The sequence below is a fragment of the Methylocaldum sp. 14B genome, assembly GCF_002005105.1.
Lineage (GTDB): Bacteria > Pseudomonadota > Gammaproteobacteria > Methylococcales > Methylococcaceae > Methylocaldum.
Genome location: NZ_MSCV01000003.1, coordinates 17,837 through 38,700, shown reverse-complemented (window position 1 = coordinate 38,700; position 20,864 = coordinate 17,837). Strand labels below are relative to the sequence as shown.

Annotated in this window: 17 protein-coding genes; 14 read left to right on the top strand and 3 right to left on the bottom strand. The window is 56.0% G+C overall.

Annotation, left to right across the window (positions count from 1 at the left end):
• Positions 1 to 155: 155 nt before the first annotated feature.
• The 14 genes from B2A78_RS02730 to galU all read left to right on the top strand — a co-directional run bounded on the left by B2A78_RS02730 (position 156) and on the right by galU (position 16,698).
• Positions 156 to 1,811, top strand: a complete 1,656-nt coding sequence (locus B2A78_RS02730; protein ID WP_077728378.1) for an ATP-binding protein — start codon at positions 156 to 158, stop codon at positions 1,809 to 1,811.
• A 379-nt stretch (positions 1,812 to 2,190) separates the two neighbouring features.
• A complete protein-coding gene (gyrA, locus tag B2A78_RS02725) occupies positions 2,191 to 4,770 on the top strand; it encodes a DNA gyrase subunit A (RefSeq protein WP_077728536.1) in 2,580 nt (859 codons plus the stop codon).
• On the top strand, positions 4,763 to 5,845 hold the full coding sequence (serC, locus tag B2A78_RS02720; RefSeq protein ID WP_077728377.1) for a 3-phosphoserine/phosphohydroxythreonine transaminase: 1,083 nt from the start codon (positions 4,763 to 4,765) through the stop codon (positions 5,843 to 5,845). Before gyrA ends, serC begins: the two co-directional genes overlap by 8 nt.
• Before the next feature lie 4 nt (positions 5,846 to 5,849).
• Entirely contained in the window at positions 5,850 to 7,013 is a 1,164-nt protein-coding gene (locus tag B2A78_RS02715) for a phosphoglycerate dehydrogenase (protein WP_077728376.1), read from the top strand.
• 9 nt (positions 7,014 to 7,022) lie between these two features.
• A complete protein-coding gene (pheA, locus tag B2A78_RS02710; protein ID WP_077728375.1) occupies positions 7,023 to 8,129 on the top strand; it encodes a prephenate dehydratase in 1,107 nt (368 codons plus the stop codon).
• A 30-nt stretch (positions 8,130 to 8,159) separates the two neighbouring features.
• Positions 8,160 to 9,275, top strand: coding sequence for a histidinol-phosphate transaminase (hisC, locus tag B2A78_RS02705; RefSeq protein WP_077728374.1), 1,116 nt, complete (start codon positions 8,160 to 8,162; stop codon positions 9,273 to 9,275).
• Positions 9,272 to 10,141, top strand: coding sequence for a prephenate dehydrogenase/arogenate dehydrogenase family protein (locus B2A78_RS02700; protein WP_077728373.1), 870 nt, complete (start codon positions 9,272 to 9,274; stop codon positions 10,139 to 10,141). Before hisC ends, B2A78_RS02700 begins: the two co-directional genes overlap by 4 nt.
• Before the next feature lie 7 nt (positions 10,142 to 10,148).
• On the top strand, positions 10,149 to 11,477 hold the full coding sequence (gene aroA / locus B2A78_RS02695; RefSeq protein WP_077728372.1) for a 3-phosphoshikimate 1-carboxyvinyltransferase: 1,329 nt from the start codon (positions 10,149 to 10,151) through the stop codon (positions 11,475 to 11,477).
• Positions 11,474 to 12,142 (top strand): (d)CMP kinase, encoded by a 669-nt coding sequence (cmk, locus tag B2A78_RS02690; RefSeq protein WP_077728371.1) that lies wholly within the window; start codon positions 11,474 to 11,476, stop codon positions 12,140 to 12,142. Before aroA ends, cmk begins: the two co-directional genes overlap by 4 nt.
• A 109-nt stretch (positions 12,143 to 12,251) precedes the next feature.
• A complete protein-coding gene (rpsA, locus tag B2A78_RS02685; protein WP_077728370.1) occupies positions 12,252 to 13,922 on the top strand; it encodes a 30S ribosomal protein S1 in 1,671 nt (556 codons plus the stop codon).
• A gap of 43 nt (positions 13,923 to 13,965) precedes the next feature.
• Positions 13,966 to 14,265 (top strand): integration host factor subunit beta, encoded by a 300-nt coding sequence (locus tag B2A78_RS02680; RefSeq protein ID WP_276205321.1) that lies wholly within the window; start codon positions 13,966 to 13,968, stop codon positions 14,263 to 14,265.
• A 490-nt stretch (positions 14,266 to 14,755) separates the two neighbouring features.
• On the top strand, positions 14,756 to 15,061 hold the full coding sequence (locus tag B2A78_RS02675; RefSeq protein ID WP_077728369.1) for a ComEA family DNA-binding protein: 306 nt from the start codon (positions 14,756 to 14,758) through the stop codon (positions 15,059 to 15,061).
• 136 nt (positions 15,062 to 15,197) lie between these two features.
• Complete coding sequence (cysC, locus tag B2A78_RS02670) at positions 15,198 to 15,791, top strand: adenylyl-sulfate kinase (RefSeq protein ID WP_077728534.1); 594 nt, start codon at positions 15,198 to 15,200, stop codon at positions 15,789 to 15,791.
• 28 nt (positions 15,792 to 15,819) lie between these two features.
• Positions 15,820 to 16,698: a UTP--glucose-1-phosphate uridylyltransferase GalU gene (galU, locus tag B2A78_RS02665; RefSeq protein WP_077728368.1), complete on the top strand. Its 879-nt coding sequence runs from the start codon at positions 15,820 to 15,822 to the stop codon at positions 16,696 to 16,698.
• A 331-nt stretch (positions 16,699 to 17,029) separates the two neighbouring features.
• Here the strand turns inward: galU and ggt are convergent, their stop codons facing one another.
• The 3 genes from ggt to dnaJ form a co-directional block, all read right to left on the bottom strand.
• A complete protein-coding gene (gene ggt / locus B2A78_RS02660; RefSeq protein ID WP_077728367.1) occupies positions 17,030 to 18,775 on the bottom strand; it encodes a gamma-glutamyltransferase in 1,746 nt (581 codons plus the stop codon).
• 34 nt (positions 18,776 to 18,809) lie between these two features.
• Entirely contained in the window at positions 18,810 to 19,616 is an 807-nt protein-coding gene (gene dapB / locus B2A78_RS02655; RefSeq protein ID WP_077728366.1) for a 4-hydroxy-tetrahydrodipicolinate reductase, read from the bottom strand.
• An 83-nt stretch (positions 19,617 to 19,699) separates the two neighbouring features.
• Positions 19,700 to 20,842, bottom strand: coding sequence for a molecular chaperone DnaJ (dnaJ, locus tag B2A78_RS02650; RefSeq protein WP_077728365.1), 1,143 nt, complete (start codon positions 20,840 to 20,842; stop codon positions 19,700 to 19,702).
• Positions 20,843 to 20,864: the final 22 nt, after the last annotated feature.

The window sequence follows — 20,864 nt, the reverse complement described above, 5'->3', positions numbered from 1 at the left end:
GATTCGCATATTCGCCGAACTGGTCTAACTTTTGGGCCAGTTCTCCAGAAGTTCTACAGTGACTGTCGGGATCGGAGCGAGCGGCGGCTCCCAGCCGTCGGACCGAACCGGCTGGAGGCTCCGGTTTTCTTACAGGCGCTTTTTAGGGGTCCGTTATGTCCGAACACACCGATACGCTGATTGGTCATTTGCTGGAAGTTCGCAACGGTCAATTCGTAGCCAAGCTATTGAGCGAGGAAGAAGGCTTTTGCCCGACTGTGTCGGTGGACGGTGAGCTCAAAGTGGTCGGACAACCGGGATCTTACGTATCGATCCGTCAGCACGGTTTTCGATCCTTGGCGCTGATCAATCATGTAGAAGCAGATCGTTCCGGTGGTCGAATATGCCGTTCCGCGGCCGGCAGCCTGGTCGCGCTTACGCCGCTCGGACAAATTACCGATGAAGGCGTGTTCCAGCGCGGTGTAAGGCATTTTCCGACACCCGGCGCCGAAGTGCACATCGTGGCCGAGGACGAGATCGATTCGATTTTCGCGAATTACCGGCAGTATCGGTTCAATCCCGGCTATCTCCGCAGCCATCCCTCGACCGGCGTTTACCTGGATCCGTCGGCTTTGTGCAGTCGCCATTTCGCTATTCTCGGGCAGTCCGGCTCCGGCAAGTCATGGTCGGTGGCAAGTTTGATTCAGCGCATGGTCGATGCCATGCCCAACGCGCATATCATCCTGCTCGATTTGCACGGCGAATATTGCTGGAAGGATAGGAGCAGGGCTCTCCATTCCGCCTTTAAGCCGGAACAGACGCGTTATCTCGACGCCCGAGCCCTGGAAATTCCTTATTGGCTGATGACTTTCGCCGAGTTGCTCGACCTGCTGATCGATCGCAACGACCCGGGAGCTGCCATACAGACTGCTTTCCTGCGCGAGACGATTTACGAGTTGAAGAAAAAATCGGCGAAATCCCTGGATTTGGAAACAATCTCGCTCGACTCGCCAATTTATTTCTCGTTACAGGAGGTTTACGACAGCTTCAAGGAAGCCAATGAATTCCGCACCGATTTCGGCAAGACCAAAGGCCCGCTGTTCGGCCAGTTCGACGAGTTTCTGGTCAAGCTGCTGAGCCGGCTCAATGACGTGCGCTATGATTTTCTGCTCAATCCGGTAAGACGGAACCGCTCGGAGAGTCTGCCCGGGCTGCTGCGGGATTTCGTCGGATTGGGCGACCCCAAATGTCAGATCACGATTATCGACTTGAGCCCGGTACCTTTCGACGTGCGTCCGACCGTTTCCGCGCAGATCGGGCGCTTGGCCTTCGAGTTCAATTACTGGAACCCGTTCAACCGAGAGTTTCCCATTCTCCTGGTCTGCGAAGAAGCTCATGCCTATATTCCCCGTGAGTCCAACACCCAGTTTGAAGGCACTCGCAAGACCATGGAGCGGATCGCCAAGGAAGGGCGCAAGTACGGTGTCGGTTTGGGGGTTATCAGTCAGCGGCCCCACGAGTTGTCGGAAACGGTATTGTCGCAATGCGGCACGTACATCTGCCTGCGCATTACCAATCCCGACGACCAGGACTATGTGCGCAAGCTGGTGCCGGAGGGCGAGTCCGATTTGGTCGATATCCTGACGTCTCTCAGCCGGGGCGAGGCCATGATCCTCGGCGAGGCCATCCCACTCCCTACCCGGACCCAGATTTATAAGCCCGACCCGACGCCCAACAGCAACGACGCGGATTTCTATTCGGCGTGGAAGTCCGGTCCGGAAGATTTAGACATCGAGGGTATCGTCGATCGATGGAGGCGGCAGGGGCGGTAAGCCGGGTGCTTGTCCGGTACTGGCCAGATTTCCGCCATTTTCTTGAATGTCTTAGGTATTATTAATCAGGCCCGTAAATACCCTCCTGGTATTTCGGGCCGCCGCCCAGGCCGGTACAAGCCCGGCCTGGGCTCACGCGGCTTGTCGCCGCGCCGGGGCATCCCTGCCCCGGATTAACCCGGCCTATATTTATAGGCCGGGTTAATAATGATTTAGATTGCCTATCTAAGGTCGGTCCACAATCTTATGCACAGGGACGGTGAACAACTGTCGTTCCTGCTTTAGTGGAGCGGCCACGCCTCAACGGTTATAATGCCGGTTGGTTATTTACGCGGCGTATCTGAAGCGGCGCGGCTCCTTTACGGTACAGCACTCCCTCATGACTTCCTTCGCCAAAGAAATTATTCCGGTCAGTCTCGAAGACGAGATGAAACAGTCCTATCTCGATTACGCCATGAGCGTGATCGTGGGGCGCGCCTTGCCGGATGTGCGTGACGGTTTGAAGCCGGTACATCGGCGCGTGCTTTACGCCATGCACGAGCTGAGCAACGATTGGAATAAGCCTTACAAGAAGTCTGCCCGCGTCGTGGGTGACGTCATCGGTAAATACCATCCGCACGGCGACGCCGCGGTGTATGACACGATCGTGCGCATGGCCCAGCCGTTTTCGCTGCGCTATATGCTAATCGACGGTCAGGGCAATTTCGGGTCGGTCGATGGCGATCCGCCGGCGGCCATGCGTTATACCGAAGTGCGCATGGCCCGCATTGCGCACGAATTGCTCGCCGATCTCGAGAAAGAGACGGTCGATTTCATCCCGAACTACGACGAATCCGAAAAAGAGCCTTCGGTACTGCCCACGCGCATTCCGAACTTGCTCATCAACGGTTCGGCAGGCATCGCGGTGGGCATGGCGACGAATATCCCGCCCCACAATCTCACCGAAGTCATCAGCGCCTGCTTGTTGCTGATCGAGAATCCGGATGCCGGCATCGCCGAACTGATGGAACACATCCCGGGACCGGATTTTCCCACAGCCGGCATCATCAATGGGGCGAGCGGCATCCGTGAAGCTTATCTCACCGGCCGGGGCCGCATTTACATCCGTGCCCGCTGCGATTTCGAGGAAGACGGCGGACGCACCAGCATCATCGTCAGCGAGTTGCCGTATCAGGTGAACAAGGCCCGGCTCATGGAAAAAATCGCCGAGCTGGCCAAGGAGGGGAAGCTGGAGGGCATTTCCGGGCTGCGCGACGAGTCGGACAAGGACGGCATGCGCATGGTGATCGAACTCAAGCGCGGCGAAGTGCCGGAAGTGGTGCTGAACAATCTCTATCAGCAGACCGCCATGCAGAGCGTGTTCGGCATCAATACCGTGGCCTTGCTGGACGGACGTCCGCGCTGTCTGAACCTCAAGGAGTTGCTCGCGGCGTTTATCGATCATCGCCGCGAAGTCGTCACCCGGCGCACGCTGTACGATCTTCGAAAAGCGCGCGAACGTGCGCATATCCTGGAAGGTCAGGCCGTCGCTCTCGCGAATATCGACGAAGTGATCGAACTGATCAAGACGTCGCCCAATCCTGCGGAAGCGAAACAGCGGCTATTGGAGCGCACCTGGCGTCCCGGCGTGGTTTCGGATCTTCTGGCCAGGGTGGAAGACGCAATGCGGTCCCGTCCGGAAAACCTCGCGGCCGGTTACGGTCTGACCGAACACGGTTACAACCTGTCGCCGGAGCAGGCGCAGGCAATTTTGGATCTCCGTCTGCACCGCCTGACCGGGCTGGAGCAGGACAAGATCATCGATGAATACAAGCAGCTGTTGGCGCAGATTGACGAGCTCCTCGAAATTTTGGCCAGCGACAAGCGATTGATGGAAGTCATCCGCGACGAGCTTGTCGCCATCCGCGACCAGTTCGGCGACAAGCGTCGCACCGAAATCATCGAGGACCGTCTCGATTTGTCCGCGGAAGATCTGATCACCGAGGAAGACGTGGTGGTCACGGTTTCCCACGAAGGCTACGTGAAATCGCAGCCGCTCGGCGCCTACCGGGCGCAACGGCGGGGCGGGCGCGGCAAGGCGGCGGCGACCACCAAGGAAGAGGATTTCATCGAAAAACTCATCGTGGCCAACACCCATGACACCATTCTGTGCTTTTCGAGCGTGGGCAAGGTGTACTGGCTCAAGGTCTACGAGCTGCCTTCGGCCAGCCGCGTGTCGCGCGGCAAGCCTTTCGTCAATCTGCTGCCGCTGGAGCAGGGCGAGCGCATCAATGCCATCCTCCCGATTCGGGAATTCGACGAAAGCCATTACGTTTTCATGGCGACCGCCTCGGGTATCGTCAAAAAAGTGGGGCTGCGGGAGTTCGAGCGTCCGCGCCCGTCCGGGAAAATCGCCATCGATCTGCGGCAGGACGATCACTTGGTGAACGTGGCCATCACAGACGGCAAGCAGCATGTCATGCTGTTCAGCAATGCGGGCAAGGCCGTGTGCTTCGAGGAAGAGGACGTGCGGCCCATGGGGCGTGGCGCAACCGGCGTCCGCGGCATGACGCTGCACGACGGCCAGAAGATCATTGCCCTCATCATCGGCACCGAGGGTTCGGTGCTGAACATTACCGAAAACGGGTTCGGCAAGCGTACGGCGCTGAGCGACTTTCCGATACACCGCCGCGGCGGCCAAGGCGTGATCGCCATCCAAACCAGCGAACGTAACGGTTCGGTAGTCGGCGCCGTACTCGTTCAGGATTCGGACGAGATCATGCTGATCACCGATGCCGGCACGCTGGTGCGGACGCGGGTCGAAGAGATTCGGGAACTCGGGCGCAATACTCAAGGCGTGACGGTGATCCGCCTCAGTCCGGGTGAAAAAGTCGTCGGAGTGGACAGGATTCCGGTCCTTGAGGGCGAAAACGACGAGTTGGCGGAAACGGATGAAGACCAGGAGGGCGACGATGGCTAGGGTTTACAATTTCAGCGCGGGACCGTCCATGCTTCCCGAGCCGGTGTTGCTCCGCGCGCGCGAAGAGTTGCCGGATTGGCATTCCACTGGTATGTCGATCATGGAAATGAGTCACCGCGGCAAAGATTTTGTCGCCGTCGCCGAGAAATCCGAGGCGGACCTGCGCGAGCTTCTGACGATTCCGGCGAATTACAAAGTCTTGTTTTTACAAGGTGGCGCGACCGGACAATTCGCGGCGGTCCCAATGAATCTTCTTCGGGGAAAATTCAAGGCTTGCTATGTCAATACCGGCCTCTGGTCGGAGAAGGCCGTTTCCGAGGCCGAGCGGTACTGCTCGGTCGCTATTGCGGCGAGTTCCAAGGAAAGCGGCTTTACGACTGTTCCGCCTCGCTCCGATTGGCGCATCGATCCGGATGCGGCTTATCTCCATTACACCGCCAACGAAACCATCGGCGGGGTCGAATTCCAGGATGTTCCTGACTCGGCCGGGCTGCCGCTGGTTTGCGACATGTCGTCCAATATCCTGTCGCGCCCGCTGGATGTCGGCCGATTCGGCCTGATTTACGCCGGCGCGCAGAAAAACATGGGGCCGGCCGGTATCGTCGTGGTGATCGTGCGCGAAGATCTGATCGGGCAGGCCCTGACTGGTACGCCGTCGATCTTCGACTATAAGAAGCAGGCGGACAGCGGTTCCATGCTCAATACGCCGCCGACCTACAACTGGTATTTGCTGGGCCTGGTGTTGGAGTGGCTGAGGGATCAGGGCGGATTGGCTGCCGTCGAAGCGCGCAATATCCGTAAGGCGGAAAAACTGTACGCCGCTATCGACGGTTCGACGTTCTATTCGAACCCCATCCAGCCGGCTTATCGTTCCCGCATGAACGTCCCGTTCCGGCTGGCGAAAGCGGACCTGGAAAAAACGTTTTTGGCCGAAGCCAAAGCAGCAGGATTAGTGAACCTGGAGGGGCACCGGTCGGTAGGTGGATTCAGGGCTAGCATCTACAACGCGATGCCTGAAGAAGGAGTCGATGCCTTAATCGAATTCATGCGCGAGTTCGAGCGCAGACACGGATAGTTTCATGTTCAAGATTCTCACCTACGACAACATCTCGGTGGCCGGATTAGAGCGACTGCCCCGCGACCGTTACGAGATTGCGTCGGAAATTCAGCATCCCGACGCGATACTGCTGCGCTCCCATAACCTCCACGGCGTGCCCATCCCGGAATCGGTGAAGGCGGTGGGACGTGCCGGCGCCGGGGTGAACAACATTCCCGTCGCGGAGTATTCGAAGTGCGGCATTCCGGTGTTCAATGCACCGGGCGCCAACGCCAATGCCGTGAAAGAGTTGGTCATTGCGGGGATGCTATTGGCGGCCCGCAACATTTGTACGGCTTGGGACTTTGCCCGCCAGTTGGAGGGCGACGACGAGACGATTCATCACCGCGTCGAAAAAACTAAGAAACAATTCGCCGGTTTCGAGCTGGCGGGCAAGACCTTGGGGGTTTTGGGACTGGGCGCTATTGGCGTAAGAGTGGCCAATGCGGCGACGGGTTTGGGCATGCATGTGATCGGTTACGATCCGCTGCTTACCGTCGAAAGCGCCTGGCAGCTGTCTTCGTCGGTTGCGCGGGCCGCGAGCATCGACGATTTGATTGCGAAGGTCGACCTCCTGACCTTGCACGTGCCGCTGAACGACCAGACGCGCCACCTCGTCAATGCGGCACGAATCGGCATCATGAAGAAAGGGGCGGTCTTGCTCAATTTTTCTCGCGCCGGCATCGTGGACGACGCCAGCGTGTACGGCGCTTTGAACGCAGGCCATCTCGCCGCTTATGTATGCGACTTTCCTTCGCGCGCCATGCTGGACCATCCCCGCGCAGTCGTACTCCCGCATCTCGGTGCCTCCACCGCCGAAGCCGAGGAAAACTGTGCGGTAATGGTGGCCGATAGGGTGCGGGATTTTCTGGAAAACGGTAACATCCGACACTCGGTGAATTTTCCGGACGTGGTCATGCCGCGGACCGAGGGCGTCCGCCTCGGAGTAGCGAATGAGAACGTGCCCAAGATGGTAGGGCAGATTTCCGGTGCGCTGGCTGACGCTAACCTCAATATTCTCGATTTGTTGAACAAGTCGAGAGGTGAACTTGCTTATACGCTCATCGACCTCAATACCGAGGTGCCCGCCGAAACGCTGGAACATATCCGGGCCATCAAGGGAGTGCTTTCCGCCCGCGTCATATAACGAGTTGTCATGGAGAATTCGAACAATACATCGACTGTCGATACTGCGTTGCTTCACCTCCGCAAGGAGATCGATGCGATCGACGATCGGATCTTGGAGCTGTTGAACCAGCGTGCGCGCTGCGCCCAGCAAGTTGCCGAAATCAAGACGGCGGCGGGCGAGGTCGATTGTTTTCACCGCCCCGAGCGGGAAGCGGAAGTGCTGCGGCGCATCGCCGAAAACAATAGCGGTCCTTTGAGCCAGGAAGCAGTCACCCGTTTTTTCCGCGAGCTCATGTCGGAATGCCTGGCCTTGGAAAAACCGTTGACCGTTGCTTTTCTCGGTCCTCAGGGCACGTTTACGCAGCAGGCCGCTTACAAACACTTCGGCCATGCCATTCAGGCGGTGCCCTTGCCGGCTATCGACGAAATTTTCCGGGCTGTCGAAAGCGGCGCCTGCCAGTACGGCGTGGTGCCCGTCGAAAATTCTACCGAAGGGGTGATCACCCACACCCTGGATAGCTTTTTGCGATCCTTTTTGCTCATCGCCGGCGAGGTGGGGCTGCGTATTCACCACAACCTGATGAGCAAGTTGAGTAGCTCCGAAGAAATACGTGAAGTTTTCTCCCATCAACAATCTCTCGCTCAATGCCGCGAATGGCTGGATCGTTATCTTCCGAACGTTCGGAAGACCGCCGTCAGCAGCAATGCCGAGGCGGCACGACTTGCCGCTGTCATGCCGAATACCGCGGCCATAGCGGGGGAAGTGGCGGCCGAGCTGTATGGACTCAATGTTCTGGAGCGCAACATCGAAGACGAGCCGGACAATACCACGCGGTTCTTGGTGATCGGGCGGAATCCGGTCGGAGCCACCGGAAACGATAAGACGTCGTTACTCCTCTCGACCCGGAACAATCCCGGCGCTCTTTATGCTGTCCTCGAGCCTTTTGCGAGGCACAGCATCAGCATGACCAAAATCGAATCCCGACCGTCTCGCCGGGGTACGTGGGACTATGTCTTCTTCGTCGATGTGGAAGGACACCGGAATGAACCTCGATTGGCGGAGGCATTAAAGGAAGTTGAGAAAAGCGTCACGATGTTGAAAATCCTCGGTTCTTATCCTCGGGCCTCGTCTTGATCGTTTGATCCTAGTATTCGACTCATCTTTATGAAAGCAGAGCATTTAGCCGTTCCCGGAGTTCGGGCGCTCACGCCTTACCTGCCCGGCAAACCCATCAGTGAACTGGAACGGGAGTTAGGGCTACGCAATATCGTCAAATTGGCATCGAACGAGAACCCTCTAGGGCCTAGCCCGAAGGCGCTCGAAGCAGCACGTCGTGCATCATCCGAAATCCACCTATACCCGGACGGCAGCGGTTTCGAGCTCAAGGCCGCATTATCGCGCAAACTCGATGTCCGACCCGAACAGATTACCTTGGGTAACGGTTCCAACGACGCACTGGAGTTGGTGGCCCGCGCTTTCCTGTCCCCGCAGTCGAAAGCGATCTATTCCGAATATGCCTTTGCGGTTTATTCCATCGTGACGCAAGCCGTCGGCGCACAGGCGGTCGTTGCACCGGCCCATGACGGCTCTCACGGGCCCCGTTATGGCCATGACTTGCAGGCCATGGCCCAGGCAGTTGATGAATCGACGCGGGTCGTATTCATTGCCAATCCCAATAATCCGACCGGGACCTATTTGACGAAATCGGAGTTGCGCAGTTTTCTCGGCGACCTTCCCGAGCATGTCATCGCCGTTGTGGACGAGGCGTATTTCGAATATGTTGAAGCTCCCGACTATCCCGATTGCATAGAGTGGCTGTCCGATTTTCCCAGTTTGATCGTGATCCGGACTTTTTCCAAAGCCTATGGACTGGCGGGGCTGCGGGTCGGGTATGCGGTGTCGAGCCCAGCGATTGCCGATCTTTTGAATCGCGTGCGGCAACCGTTCAACGTCAATTCTCTGGCCTTGGAAGCCGCCAAGGCTGCACTCGACGACAACGATCATCTGACCCGTTCGGTGAGCTTGAATCGAGAGGGCCTGTGCCGGCTAAGCGAAGCCTTCACCGAGCGCGACTTGAGCTTCATTCCTTCGGTCGGCAACTTCATTATGGTCGACGTGGGAAGACCGGCAGCCCCGGTTTACGAGGCGCTGTTACGGCAGGGCGTCATCGTTCGGCCGGTTGCCAATTACGGTCTTCCCAATCATTTGCGCGTCACCGTCGGTACCGAGGAAGAAAACCGGATTTTCCTGGCCGCACTGGACTGTGTCTTGGCCTTATGATCGAGCGTCTATGCATCATCGGCGTGGGGCTGATCGGCGGATCGGTGGCGCGTGCCGCGCGCGCCAAAGGGCTCTGCCATGAAATCGTGGGCGTCGATGCCGATACCGATAACTTGCGAAACGCATTGGAATGCGGTGTCATCGACGTCGGGTTTTCCGATGCAAAGCAGGGCGCTGCAAATGCAGACTTGGTGATGATCGCGACCCCCGTCGGAACTTTTGACGCCATTTTGGGCGCGTTGAAACCGGTATGGTCCACCCGAGCGGTCGTTACGGACGCGGGCAGCACGAAGTGTAATGTCATCGAATCCGCCGAAAGAATTTTTGGTGAGGTTCCCGAAAATTTCGTGCCGGGCCACCCGATCGCGGGAGCCGAACGGAGCGGTGTGGATGCCTCGACCGCCGATTTGTATCAGGGCAAGCGAGTTATCCTGACGCCTCTAAACAACACGTCGCCGCTGGCCATCAAGCGGGTTGAGCGTTTTTGGCAAGCGATAGGAGCCAAGGTTTCGGAAATGGAGCCAGCCCATCACGACGAAGTGTTGGCCGCGACCAGCCATTTGCCTCACGTGTTGGCCTTTACGCTGACTTACATGCTAGGTAAGAAAGACGAGCAGCAGGAAATTTTTCAGTATGCCGCTGGCGGATTTCGGGACTTTACCCGTATCGCGTCCAGCGATCCGAAAATGTGGCTGGATATCTGCCTCGCGAACCGGCGGCAAATCGTATCCTTGATCCATCAGTTCCGCGAAGAGCTTAGTGTGGCCGCTGGTCTGATTTCGAGAGGGGCCGAGGACGAACTCTATTCTTTATTCTCCGAAGCCCGCAGTGCGCGACAACGATTCTTAGATCAACTTGAAAAATAACAGGTCCATGCAGAACAACACGATCAGCTTTCGGGTGCAGCCGGGTGGCACGCTTCGCGGAGAGGCCCGGGTGCCCGGCGATAAATCCATCTCCCATCGATCCATCATGTTGGGTGCGCTGGCCGAAGGCACGACCCGCGTCACCGGCTTTTTGGAAGCGGACGATTGCCTCGCCACTATGAATGCGTTTCGGGCGATGGGCGTCGACATCGAGGGCCCGCAAGACGGGCAGGTGTGCATTCGAGGTGTGGGGCTGCATGGGTTGCGTGCGCCCAAAGAACCGTTGTACCTGGGGAATTCGGGCACGTCGATGCGTCTCCTTTGCGGTCTGTTGGCGGGGCAGCATTTTGACTCGGTTTTGACCGGCGACGTTTCTCTTTCCCGCCGCCCCATGAAGCGAGTAACCGAGCCGCTACGTACGATGGGCGCAGTGGTGGAAACTACCGAGGCGGGAACCGCTCCGCTCAAGATTAGAGGCAGCACGAAGCTGAGGGGGATTCACTACGATATGCCGGTGGCCAGTGCCCAGGTCAAGTCCTGTCTTCTCTTGGCCGGGCTTTACGCCGCCGGCAGGACGTGTGTGCGCGAGCCGGCTCCTACGCGCGATCATACCGAGCGCATGTTGGCCGGATTTTCCTATCCGGTGGTTCGTGAAGGCGATACCGTATGCGTACAGCCGGACGGGAGACTTGTTGCCTGCGACATCGATGTGCCTGGCGATATATCATCGGCGGCATTTTTCATGGTCGGCGCAGCAATCGGCGAAGATGCCGATGTCACCCTCCGGCATGTGGGCGTGAATCCGACTCGTACCGGGGTTTTGGACATTCTGCGTCTGATGGGGGCGGATATTCAGGTCGTCGATGTCCGCGAGATGGGCGGTGAGCCGGTTGCGGATATCCGCATCCGTTCAAGTCGCCTGCGCGGGATCGAGATTCCGCAAGAATTGGTGCCTTTGGCGATCGACGAGTTTCCGGTTCTGTTTGTCGCCGCGGCTTGCGCCGAGGGGGAAACTCGATTGACCGGCGCCGAGGAACTACGGGTCAAGGAAAGCGATCGTATCCAAGTAATGGCTGACGGTTTGCAAGCCTTGGGCATCGACGCCCAGCCGACGCCGGATGGTATGATTGTACGGGGCGGAAAACTGTCCGGGGGGAAAGTAAATTCCCACGGCGACCATCGTATTGCCATGGCATTTTCTGTTGCCGCGCTGCGGGCCGCCGGCCTGATCGAAATCGACGACTGCGCGAACGTCAATACATCCTTTCCGAGCTTCGTGGAGTTGGCGCGCGATATGGGCCTAAACATCTCTGCCATTTTCGGCGAAATCCTATGACAACGAAGGTGCCGGTGATCACCATTGATGGGCCGAGCGGTGCCGGCAAGGGGACGGTGAGCCGTGCGTTGGCCAAGACGCTGGGCTGGCATTTCTTGGACAGCGGGGCCATCTACCGTTCATTGGCCTTCGCCGTTACCCAGGCTGCGATCGACCCCCACAATGTCGACGCCGTTGTCAGTGTCGCTCGGTCGATGGATCTTCAATTCGAGGCGAACGATCCGCCGCGCATCCTTCTGAACGGCCAGGATATTGCCTGTCAAATCCAGACGGAAGACTGCGGCAACACGGCTTCGAAGATCGCCGCTTATGGACCGGTACGACAGGCACTCTTGCAGAAGCAGCGCGATTTTCAGCGAGAACCCGGCTTGGTCGCAGACGGCCGCGACATGGGCACAGTCGTTTTTCCCGACGCCCCGTATAAGATATTTTTAACTGCCAGCGCGGAAGTGCGCGCAAAAAGGCGGCATAAGCAGTTGAAAGAGAAGGGGGCTGATGTTAACCTTGAACGCTTAACGAAAGAGATTGAAGAACGGGACCGGCGCGACAAGGAACGTGCTGAGGCGCCGCTGACTGTACCGGATGGCGCTGTTCTGATTGATTCGTCCGATCTCACGATTGATCAAGTTATCGCCCGATGTCTCGATATTATAGGCGGTAGGTAAGATCGTAATCGGTAATTTTTGAGGCGTTGCCGGCGTTTGCTCGGCAATTTGTTTAACCAATTAACCCAAACGGCTAGGGAAACTTGGCTGTTAGAACCAAGTTCGTTTTATGAGCGATAGCTTTGCACAATTGTTTGAAGAGAGTCTGGCTCAGGCGGAAATGCGCCCAGGCAGCATCATCACGGGCACCGTAATCGATATCGGCCCCGATGTGGTCGTAGTCAATGCGGGATTGAAGTCGGAAGGCGTCATACCCAAATGGCAGTTCTTGAATTCCGACGGACAAATCGAAGTACAGATCGGCGACACGGTCGAAGTGGCGCTCGACATGCTGGAGGACGGTTTAGGGGCTACGCTGTTGTCCCGCGACAAGGCAAAGCGGTTGAAGGCATGGCAAGAGCTCGAACAGGCGTACGAGAAGAATGAGACCGTGGTCGGTAGAATTACGGGCAAGGTACGCGGAGGCTTCACGGTGGCTGTCGGTGCGTTGCGCGCCTTTTTGCCCGGATCTCTGGTCGATGTGCGTCCGGTCCGCGACACGTCCTACTTGGAAGGGCGCGACCTCGAATTCAAGGTCATCAAGATCGACCAAAAGCGCAATAATGTTGTGCTTTCCCGCCGCGCCGTAGTGGAATCCGAGTTCAGCGCCGAGAAGGAAGCGTTGCTCGAGAACCTGAAAGAAGGTGCGATCGTCACGGGCGTGGTGAAGAACCTGACCGATTATGGCGCCTTTATCGATCTCGGCGGCATCGACGGCCTGCTCCACATTACCGATATGGCTTGGAAGAGAGTGCGGCATCCCTCGGAAGCCGTTCAGATCGGCCAAGAAATCCAGGTCAAGGTACTTAAATTTGATCAGGAAAAGAATCGCGTCTCGCTTGGCTTGAAGCAGCTGGGAGAGGATCCGTGGCTGAATATCGCACGTCGTTATCCGCCGGGCACGCGCCTTTTCGGAAAGGTCAGCAACCTTACGGATTACGGCTGTTTCGTCGAGTTGGAAGAGGGCGTCGAAGGCCTCGTTCACGTATCCGAGATGGATTGGACCAACAAGAACGTCAACCCGGCCAAGGTTATCCAGTTGGGTGAGGAAGTCGAGGTCATGGTACTCGACATCGACGAGGAGCGTCGTCGCATTTCTCTCGGCATGAAGCAGTGCAAGCCCAATCCTTGGGAAGAATTTGCTGCGAGCCACAAGAAGGGCGACAAGATTAAGGGCAGCATCAAGTCGATTACCGATTTCGGTATTTTCATCGGACTGGAAGGTGCTATCGACGGTCTGGTGCATCTGTCGGACATTTCTTGGTCCATTCCGGGCGAAGAAGCGATTCGCCAATACAAGAAAGGCGATGAAGTGGAGACCATCATCCTGGCCATCGATCCTGAGCGGGAACGAATCTCGCTCGGCATAAAGCAGTTGGAGCAGGATCCCTTCCAGAATTACTTGGCGACCCACGAAAAAGGCAGCATTGTCAACGGGGTTGTCAAGGAAGTCGACGCTAAGGGGGCAGTTATCACCCTGGCTGACAGTGTTGAAGGCTATCTCCGCGCGTCCGAAATTTCTCGCGATCGAGTAGAAGACGCTCGTACCCAGTTGAAGGTAGGCGACGAAGTCGAAGCGAAGTTCATCGGGGTCGACAAGAAAAACAAATCCATTACTCTCTCGATTAAGGCGAAGGATCAAGAAGAGGAAGCTGCTGCAATCAAGGGGTACTCACAGCAATCTTCCTCCGGTATGCCTACTTTGGGAGATATCTTCAAGGAACAGATGGAAAATAAATAGTCAGGTCAAGCAAGGGGGGCGGACACACTGCCCCCCGCTATTTATGGAAATGACAGTGACAAAGTCAGAATTGATCAATCTCTTAGCAGAGAAGTACGGCCACTTGGCGTTTAAGGATGTCGAGTTGGCGGTAAAAGGAATGATCGAACATATGACCCATGCCCTTTCATCGGGCGAGCGCATCGAAATTAGAGGGTTCGGGAGTTTCTCGCTGCATTATCGTCCACCGAGGATGGGGCGGAATCCAAAAACAGGCGACTCAGTCGAGTTGGCTTCCAAGTTTGTACCTCATTTTAAGCCTGGCAAAGAACTGCGAGATCGAGTCAATCAAGCGCGGAGTTGAGTTGCCCCTGAGGCCGCCACAAATTAGGCGATATAGATTTGGTCCATTAAAGGCATCGTATTGCGTCTCCGTCCCTCTGTCTCTGTCCTAGCATATTCTGTTTAGCACACCAGCCGGTGTAAGTCCTTCCTCACAAAAATTGCCATCCAGCCGTGACGTGCTCCGACGTGCATTGCTGCACTGGGATCGTCTGGGTCCGGCGACAAGTCAATCTTGGAAAGTGCAGTGGAATGCGCTGGAGTGTCAGCAACCACGCCTATCAACTGCCTTGAAGGTGTCTATGAGAACGCCTCCAATACTGTCCGCTTCGGCAGTAACAGAACCCAAGCGCTGCTTTCATCGGTCTCTCATCTGTAAAGCACTGCCTAAATGACTTGTCGGCAAAAGCTTACGCAAAAATCCGAAAATTCCTACAGTAATTTCAATTGCATATGCGGCATCGACTGCTAGCTTTAAGCTTGCAACATATTTGCAACCTACAGGAGCCGTCATGTTGAAGCTTAGGAAAGTTATATTTGCATTAATGCTTTTTAGCTGTGCGTGGTGCGTATCAGCTGAACCAGTAGATATTAATTCCGCTACGGCCGACCAGCTTGCCCAAAGTTTAAACGGTGTAGGCAAGGCAAAAGCGGAAGCGATTATTCAGGATCGTGAAAAAAACGGCAAATTTAAGTCGGCGGATGATTTGGCGCGTGTCAAAGGAATTGGCACCGCGACAATCGAAAAGAACCGCGACAAGATTACTGTCGGCGCTGAAGCACCAAATTCGGCAGCGGCATCTGCCAAGGCCAAATAATCAAAAATCGACTATCGATTCCGAAAGGCTCCTTCGTGGAGCCTTTTTTTTGAAAAATAAATTTCCATCCTTGGTGAGCGCCATCGAACTCAAGGCTAAAATACTCGAGGGAATTAAAAGAGTGAAAGTGATTTCTATGAGTTCAAACATCGTATGGCACAACGCGTCCGTAACACGAGAAAAGCGAGAGCGGCTTAATGGGCACAAAAGCTTTATTTTATGGTTTACCGGCCTTTCCGGGGCCGGTAAATCGACCTTGGCTCATCGTGTCGAAGAGCTGCTGTTCGAACGGGGATGTCGTACCTACGTGTTCGATGGCGATAACGTACGGCATGGACTTTGCTCTGATTTAGCGTTCAGTATAGAAGACAGACGGGAAAATATCCGCCGCATCGGCGAGATGAGTAAGCTGTTCATCGATGCAGGCGTTATTGCTCTGACGGCTTTTATATCCCCGTTTCGACGGGACCGACAAATGGTGAGATCACTAGTCGGTGAGGGAGATTTCATCGAAGTTTACTGCGATGCATCGGTAGAGGTGTGCGAAAATCGTGACGTCAAAGGTTTGTATAAGAGGGCTCGACTTGGCGAAATTCCTGATTTTACAGGCATCTCTTCTCCGTACGAGGAGCCAGAAAATCCTGAAATTACCTTACATTCAGGTGTCGACTCTTTGGATACATGTGCTCAGATAGTGCTTCGATATCTCGAGGATAAACACAAGATTTAATTTGGTTGAGTAAAGAGCAAAGCAAACAATGAAGAGGATTGTAAGAAAAGCAGTTTTTCCGGTTGCCGGCCTAGGAACGCGATTTCTTCCAGCCACTAAGGCGAGCCCGAAAGAAATGTTGCCTATTGTAGACAAGCCATTGATCCAATATGCCGTGGAAGAAGCGGTTGCGGCCGGGGTCGACGTCATGGTGTTCATTACTAGCCGGACGAAAAGGGCAATTTCAGATCATTTCGACAAGGCCTACGAACTTGAAACCGAGCTGGCCAACCGCGGTAAGTCGGAGATCTTGCGGATTGTTCAAAACATCGTCCCGCCCCATGTCACTTGCGTTTACATTCGCCAAGCGGAAGCCTTGGGCTTGGGGCACGCAGTCAATTGTGCTCGGGCTGTGATTGGAGATGAACCCTTCGCCGTGTTGCTGGCTGACGACATGATCGACGATGGGCATACCGGCTGTCTGTCGCAGATGGTTAAAATCTTCGACGAATGGCAGTGTTCGGTACTGGGAGTTGAGAGGATCGCTCCTTCGGAAACTCAAAGCTACGGCATCGTTAAAGCTAATCTGATTCAAGACAACATTGGAAAGTTGGAGCAAATCGTCGAGAAACCGAAGCCAGAAAATGCACCTTCGAATTTGGCGGTAGTTGGTCGGTACATTTTAACCCCTGCCATTTTTGACAAACTCGATAACGTGGCTAAAGGGGCCGGCGGCGAAATTCAACTTACCGATGCTATTGCGATGCTGCTGCACGAGGAACCGGTTCTAGCTTATGAATTCCATGGTAAACGTTATGACTGCGGTTCAAAGCTCGGATATTTGATCGCAACGGTAGAGCAGGGCCTGAAACATCCAGAACTGAGTGATAGCTTCAAGGACTATTTGACCACTCTCAAGTTGTCGTAGTAGCGCCTGAAGGGTGTCACCGGGCGGATGGAGTTCCCATACGCGGAAGTAGGGGAGGGTTTAGGTAAGGTCGGACATCTAAAATCAGTGCATCGTCCGCGCGATTTTTTACGAACTCAGACGTCGCGCGTTGTACGGCCCGATGCTAAGCTTTGAGGTGAGCGTGGCGGTCGAGTGATCTCTCTCGACCGCCAAGACTTAAACAATGCTTCGTACGCGCAATTGACCACTCAAATATAGAGAGCGCTGCGCGAACGCGCGTCAATGCAGTGTCGGAGAAAGCGACGCATAGGTCCAGTTAACGCAAGTCCTCGGAAAACAGCGAAACACTCTATTTCAGTTTGGCCAAGCCTTCGCCTCGCGGATCGCTGGCGGCGTAAACCCGATTAATGCTCTTGTCCCAGAGAACCGATTGCATGTCACCGTAGCGGCGATCGATGGGTTTCAACTCATGACCCCTTTTCTTAAGTTCCACTTGCTCCTCCTCGGTTAGGCCGCCGGGTTCATATTGGATAACATCCGGTAGATATTGATGGTGAAATCGAGGAATGGACACCCAAGAATCCGGTGTGTGGCCTTCGGCGAAATCCAAAACGGCTAGCAGTACCATGGAGACGATACGGCTTCCGCCGGGGGTTCCGATCATGCCTATGCGATGCTGGTCCTCAACAAACGTCGGCGTCATGCTGGACAGCATCCGTTTACCGGGTGCAATGGTGTTAGCCTCACCGCCTACCAATCCGTAAACGTTGCTTGAGCCGGGATGAGCGGCAAAATCATCCATCTCGTCGTTCAGCAATACGCCGGTGCCAGGAGGCATAAATCCGGAGCCAAAAGGATAGTTGACGCTTAGAGTGGCGGCGACACGATTGCCTTCCCTGTCTAGAACGGAAAAATGAGTGGTGTTTTCGCCATCCGGCTCAGGGGCGTTGAACTGACTTAAATACAGACTCGGGAGTGCTCGGCTCGGGTGTATCGCCGCGCGTAAACCGGCGGCATAATTCGGGCTGAGTAACCGACGTAACGGCATCATTACGAAATCGGGATCACCCAGGAATCGCTCGCGGTCGTGATAGGCGCGCCGCATGGCTTCGACTATGAGATGCTTGCGGGTAGTGCTGTCGACGGCTTTCAGATCGTAGCCGGACAATATGTTCAGGATTTCGATCAAGCCGATCCCGCCCGCGGAAGGCGGTGGTGGCGCGGTTATGCGTATTCCACGGTAGAAGCCTTGAACGGGCTCCCGCTCGACTACACGATAATCGGACAAGTCTTGTACGGTCCAAATGCCGCCGGCACTTCGGACGCCTTCGACTAATCTTTTCGCGGTATCGCCGTTATAAAAGCCGATCTTGCCGGATTCGCCGAGCTGCGTGAGCGTATTCGCGAGTTCCTTTTGCTTCAAAAGCGCACCGGGCTCGGGCATTTTCCCATTGACTAGAAAAACGTTGGCTGCTGCTTTCGACCTGCGCAATACGTCGGCGCGAAATGACAGTAGTCGACAATGACGTTCACTTATGGGAAACCCGTCTTCGGCATAGCGAATAGCCGGCGCTAAGTCGCTAGAGAGTGGGAGCCGTCCGTAATTCCGGGCAAGATGCACGAGCGCAGCCGGCATGCCTGGAATGCCCGCAGAAAGAGCTCCGTTGACTGATTTGTTGGGCACGGCTTTTCCTTCGTCATCGAGGTACATGTCGGGCCGGGCCGCCAAGGGAGCCCGCTCTCGACCGTCCAGCATCACCGTTTTGCCGTCGGACGCTCGATGAAGAAGCCAAAAGCCGCCACCGCCGAGCCCCGATCCCGCAGGTTCGACCACTGCGAGTGCTGCACTGATGGCCACCGCGGCATCGAACGCATTACCGCCCTTATCCAGAATTTCAAAACCGGCTTCCGTGGCGAGCGGGTGCGCGCTGGCGATGGCAGCTTGTGGCGGAGCAGCCGTCGCTACCGGCAAGAAAAAGATAAGGCAGAAAGTGAGCCGGATTAGCCGCGGCTTAAGAAACGACCTGCTAAGAAGTTTAAGCGTGTTGACTTGGCGGTTGACCCATGGAGAGTACGGACGGAATCGACTGTCCATTACCTAATTGTCACGTTAAGGCGAAGGTAAGCCGTTAGGCCTTGAGCCCCAGTACGTCCTGCATGTCGTAAATGCCCGGCGTTTTGTCCATAAGCCAAATGGCGGCGCGCATGGCTCCCTTGGCAAAGGTCATGCGGCTGGTCGCGTTATGGGTAATTTCGACGCGCTCGCCTTCGTCGGCGAACATCACGGTATGTTCGCCCACGATATCGCCAGCCCGAATCACGGAAAAGCCTATCGTTTTGGGATCGCGTTCCCCGGTGTAGCCTTCCCGTCCATAGACGGCGCATTCGCGCAGATCTCGGCCGAGTGCGGCGGCCACGACCTCGCCCATACGTAATGCCGTCCCGGAGGGGGCATCCACTTTATGCCTGTGATGGGCCTCGATGATCTCGATATCGGTTTGCTCGCCGATGACCTTCGCAGCGATTTCCAACAGTTTGAGGCAAAGATTTACCCCTACGCTCATGTTCGGTGCTAGTACGAGCGGTATCGTAAGTGCGATATGTTCGATATCCGCTTTCTGTTCAGGCGTGAAGCCAGTCGTACCGATAACGAGTCGTTTACCGTGCTCCCGACACACCGCGAGATGTTCCATGGTTGCCTCGGGACGGGTGAAGTCGACGACGACATCGAGGCCCGAGACGACGCGGCTCAGGTCGTCAACCACGGGGATGTTGAGCTTCGACAGTCCGGCAAGCTCTCCGGCGTCCCTCCCCGTTTCGGGGCTGCCTTTTCTCTCCACCGCGGCTGTCAGGAGCATTCCGTTGGTGTCGAGGCAGGCGCGTATCAAGGCTTGTCCCATGCGACCAGCGGCTCCGACGATTCCAACTTTGATCATTATGGTTTTCCTGAGATATGGCTTTGGTATTTTCGTGTCGATCAGTGGCCTTGCGGCGTTTCGACAATCCGGCAATCCGGCAATTAAAGCCCGAGTTTGTCGAAAAACTGTTTCACTCCGTCGAGCCAGCCATGTGCTTGTGGACTGTGATGACTGCCGCCCCCGCTCAGGGAGTCGTCCAGTTTCTTGATCAACTCGATCTGGTCCTTATTGAGATGTACCGGCGTTTCGATACGGACTCGGCACAACAGATCGCCCTGCGGGCCGCCGCGCACCGGTTTTACCCCTTTGCCGCGCAGCCGGAACAGCCGGCCGGTTTGGGTTTCCGCGGGAATCTTAAGTACCACTTTGCCATCGAGCGTTGGAACCTCTAGTTCGCCGCCCAAACAAGCGGTCGGGAAGCTGATCGGAACCTCACAATAGAGATTGGCACCATCCCGGGTAAAAATCGGGTGCTCTTTAACGGAGATTTGTACGTACAAGTCGCCCGGTGGTCCTCCGCTTTCTCCCGCTTCGCCTTCGCCGGCCAAACGGATACGATCCCCCGTGTCCACACCTGGCGGGATCTTGACTGATAGCGTTTTGGTTTCCTGAACACGTCCCTGCCCGTGACAGACGCGACAAGGATCCTTTATTTGCTGGCCCGTACCGTGACAGGTCGGGCAGGTTTGCTGCACGGCGAAGAAGCCTTGCTGCATGCGGATGGCGCCATGGCCCTGGCAAGTAGAGCAGGTCGTGGGTCCCGTGCCCTTCTTGGCGCCGGTGCCATTGCATTCGTCACAAGTTACGAAGGTCGGTACGCGGATCTTGACTTCGGTGCCCGCGACCGCTTCCTCGAGGGTGATCTCCAGGTTATAGCGAAGATCGGCACCGCGTTGCACGCGACTGCCCCGTCTTCGGCCTGTCGCACCGCCACCGAAGATATCACCAAAGACATCACTGAAGATGTCGCTGAAACTTTCGCCGGTAAAGCCGAACCCACCGGCTGCGCCCATGGATGGATCAACTCCGGCATGGCCGAATTGATCATAAGCGGAACGCTTCTTCGGATCGGAAAGCACATCGTAGGCTTCCTTGATCTTTTTGAACTGCTCTTCCGCTTTCGGATTGTCGCGGTTGCGATCTGGATGATATTTCATCGCTAAGCGGCGAAAGCTCTTTTTGATGTCGCTATCGCTCGCGTTTCGCGCCACGCCTAAAAGTTCGTAATAATCTTCTTTCGCCATAACATAAAGAGCCGCAGGGCTT

What these genes read in the sequence shown, in the direction of transcription:
- B2A78_RS02700 (WP_077728373.1), top strand. Translation starts at nt 9,272, where the DNA reads ATGATCGAGCGTCTATGCATCATCGGCGTGGGGCTGATCGGCGGATCG.
- B2A78_RS02675 (WP_077728369.1), top strand. Translation starts at nt 14,756, where the DNA reads ATGTTGAAGCTTAGGAAAGTTATATTTGCATTAATGCTTTTTAGCTGT.
- B2A78_RS02730 (WP_077728378.1), top strand. Translation starts at nt 156, where the DNA reads ATGTCCGAACACACCGATACGCTGATTGGTCATTTGCTGGAAGTTCGC.
- B2A78_RS02680 (WP_276205321.1), top strand. Translation starts at nt 13,966, where the DNA reads ATGGAAATGACAGTGACAAAGTCAGAATTGATCAATCTCTTAGCAGAG.
- dapB (WP_077728366.1), bottom strand. Translation starts at nt 19,616, where the DNA reads ATGATCAAAGTTGGAATCGTCGGAGCCGCTGGTCGCATGGGACAAGCC.
- cmk (WP_077728371.1), top strand. Translation starts at nt 11,474, where the DNA reads ATGACAACGAAGGTGCCGGTGATCACCATTGATGGGCCGAGCGGTGCC.
- aroA (WP_077728372.1), top strand. Translation starts at nt 10,149, where the DNA reads ATGCAGAACAACACGATCAGCTTTCGGGTGCAGCCGGGTGGCACGCTT.
- dnaJ (WP_077728365.1), bottom strand. Translation starts at nt 20,842, where the DNA reads ATGGCGAAAGAAGATTATTACGAACTTTTAGGCGTGGCGCGAAACGCG.
- rpsA (WP_077728370.1), top strand. Translation starts at nt 12,252, where the DNA reads ATGAGCGATAGCTTTGCACAATTGTTTGAAGAGAGTCTGGCTCAGGCG.
- gyrA (WP_077728536.1), top strand. Translation starts at nt 2,191, where the DNA reads ATGACTTCCTTCGCCAAAGAAATTATTCCGGTCAGTCTCGAAGACGAG.
- hisC (WP_077728374.1), top strand. Translation starts at nt 8,160, where the DNA reads ATGAAAGCAGAGCATTTAGCCGTTCCCGGAGTTCGGGCGCTCACGCCT.
- pheA (WP_077728375.1), top strand. Translation starts at nt 7,023, where the DNA reads ATGGAGAATTCGAACAATACATCGACTGTCGATACTGCGTTGCTTCAC.
- B2A78_RS02715 (WP_077728376.1), top strand. Translation starts at nt 5,850, where the DNA reads ATGTTCAAGATTCTCACCTACGACAACATCTCGGTGGCCGGATTAGAG.
- serC (WP_077728377.1), top strand. Translation starts at nt 4,763, where the DNA reads ATGGCTAGGGTTTACAATTTCAGCGCGGGACCGTCCATGCTTCCCGAG.
- galU (WP_077728368.1), top strand. Translation starts at nt 15,820, where the DNA reads ATGAAGAGGATTGTAAGAAAAGCAGTTTTTCCGGTTGCCGGCCTAGGA.
- ggt (WP_077728367.1), bottom strand. Translation starts at nt 18,775, where the DNA reads ATGGACAGTCGATTCCGTCCGTACTCTCCATGGGTCAACCGCCAAGTC.
- cysC (WP_077728534.1), top strand. Translation starts at nt 15,198, where the DNA reads ATGAGTTCAAACATCGTATGGCACAACGCGTCCGTAACACGAGAAAAG.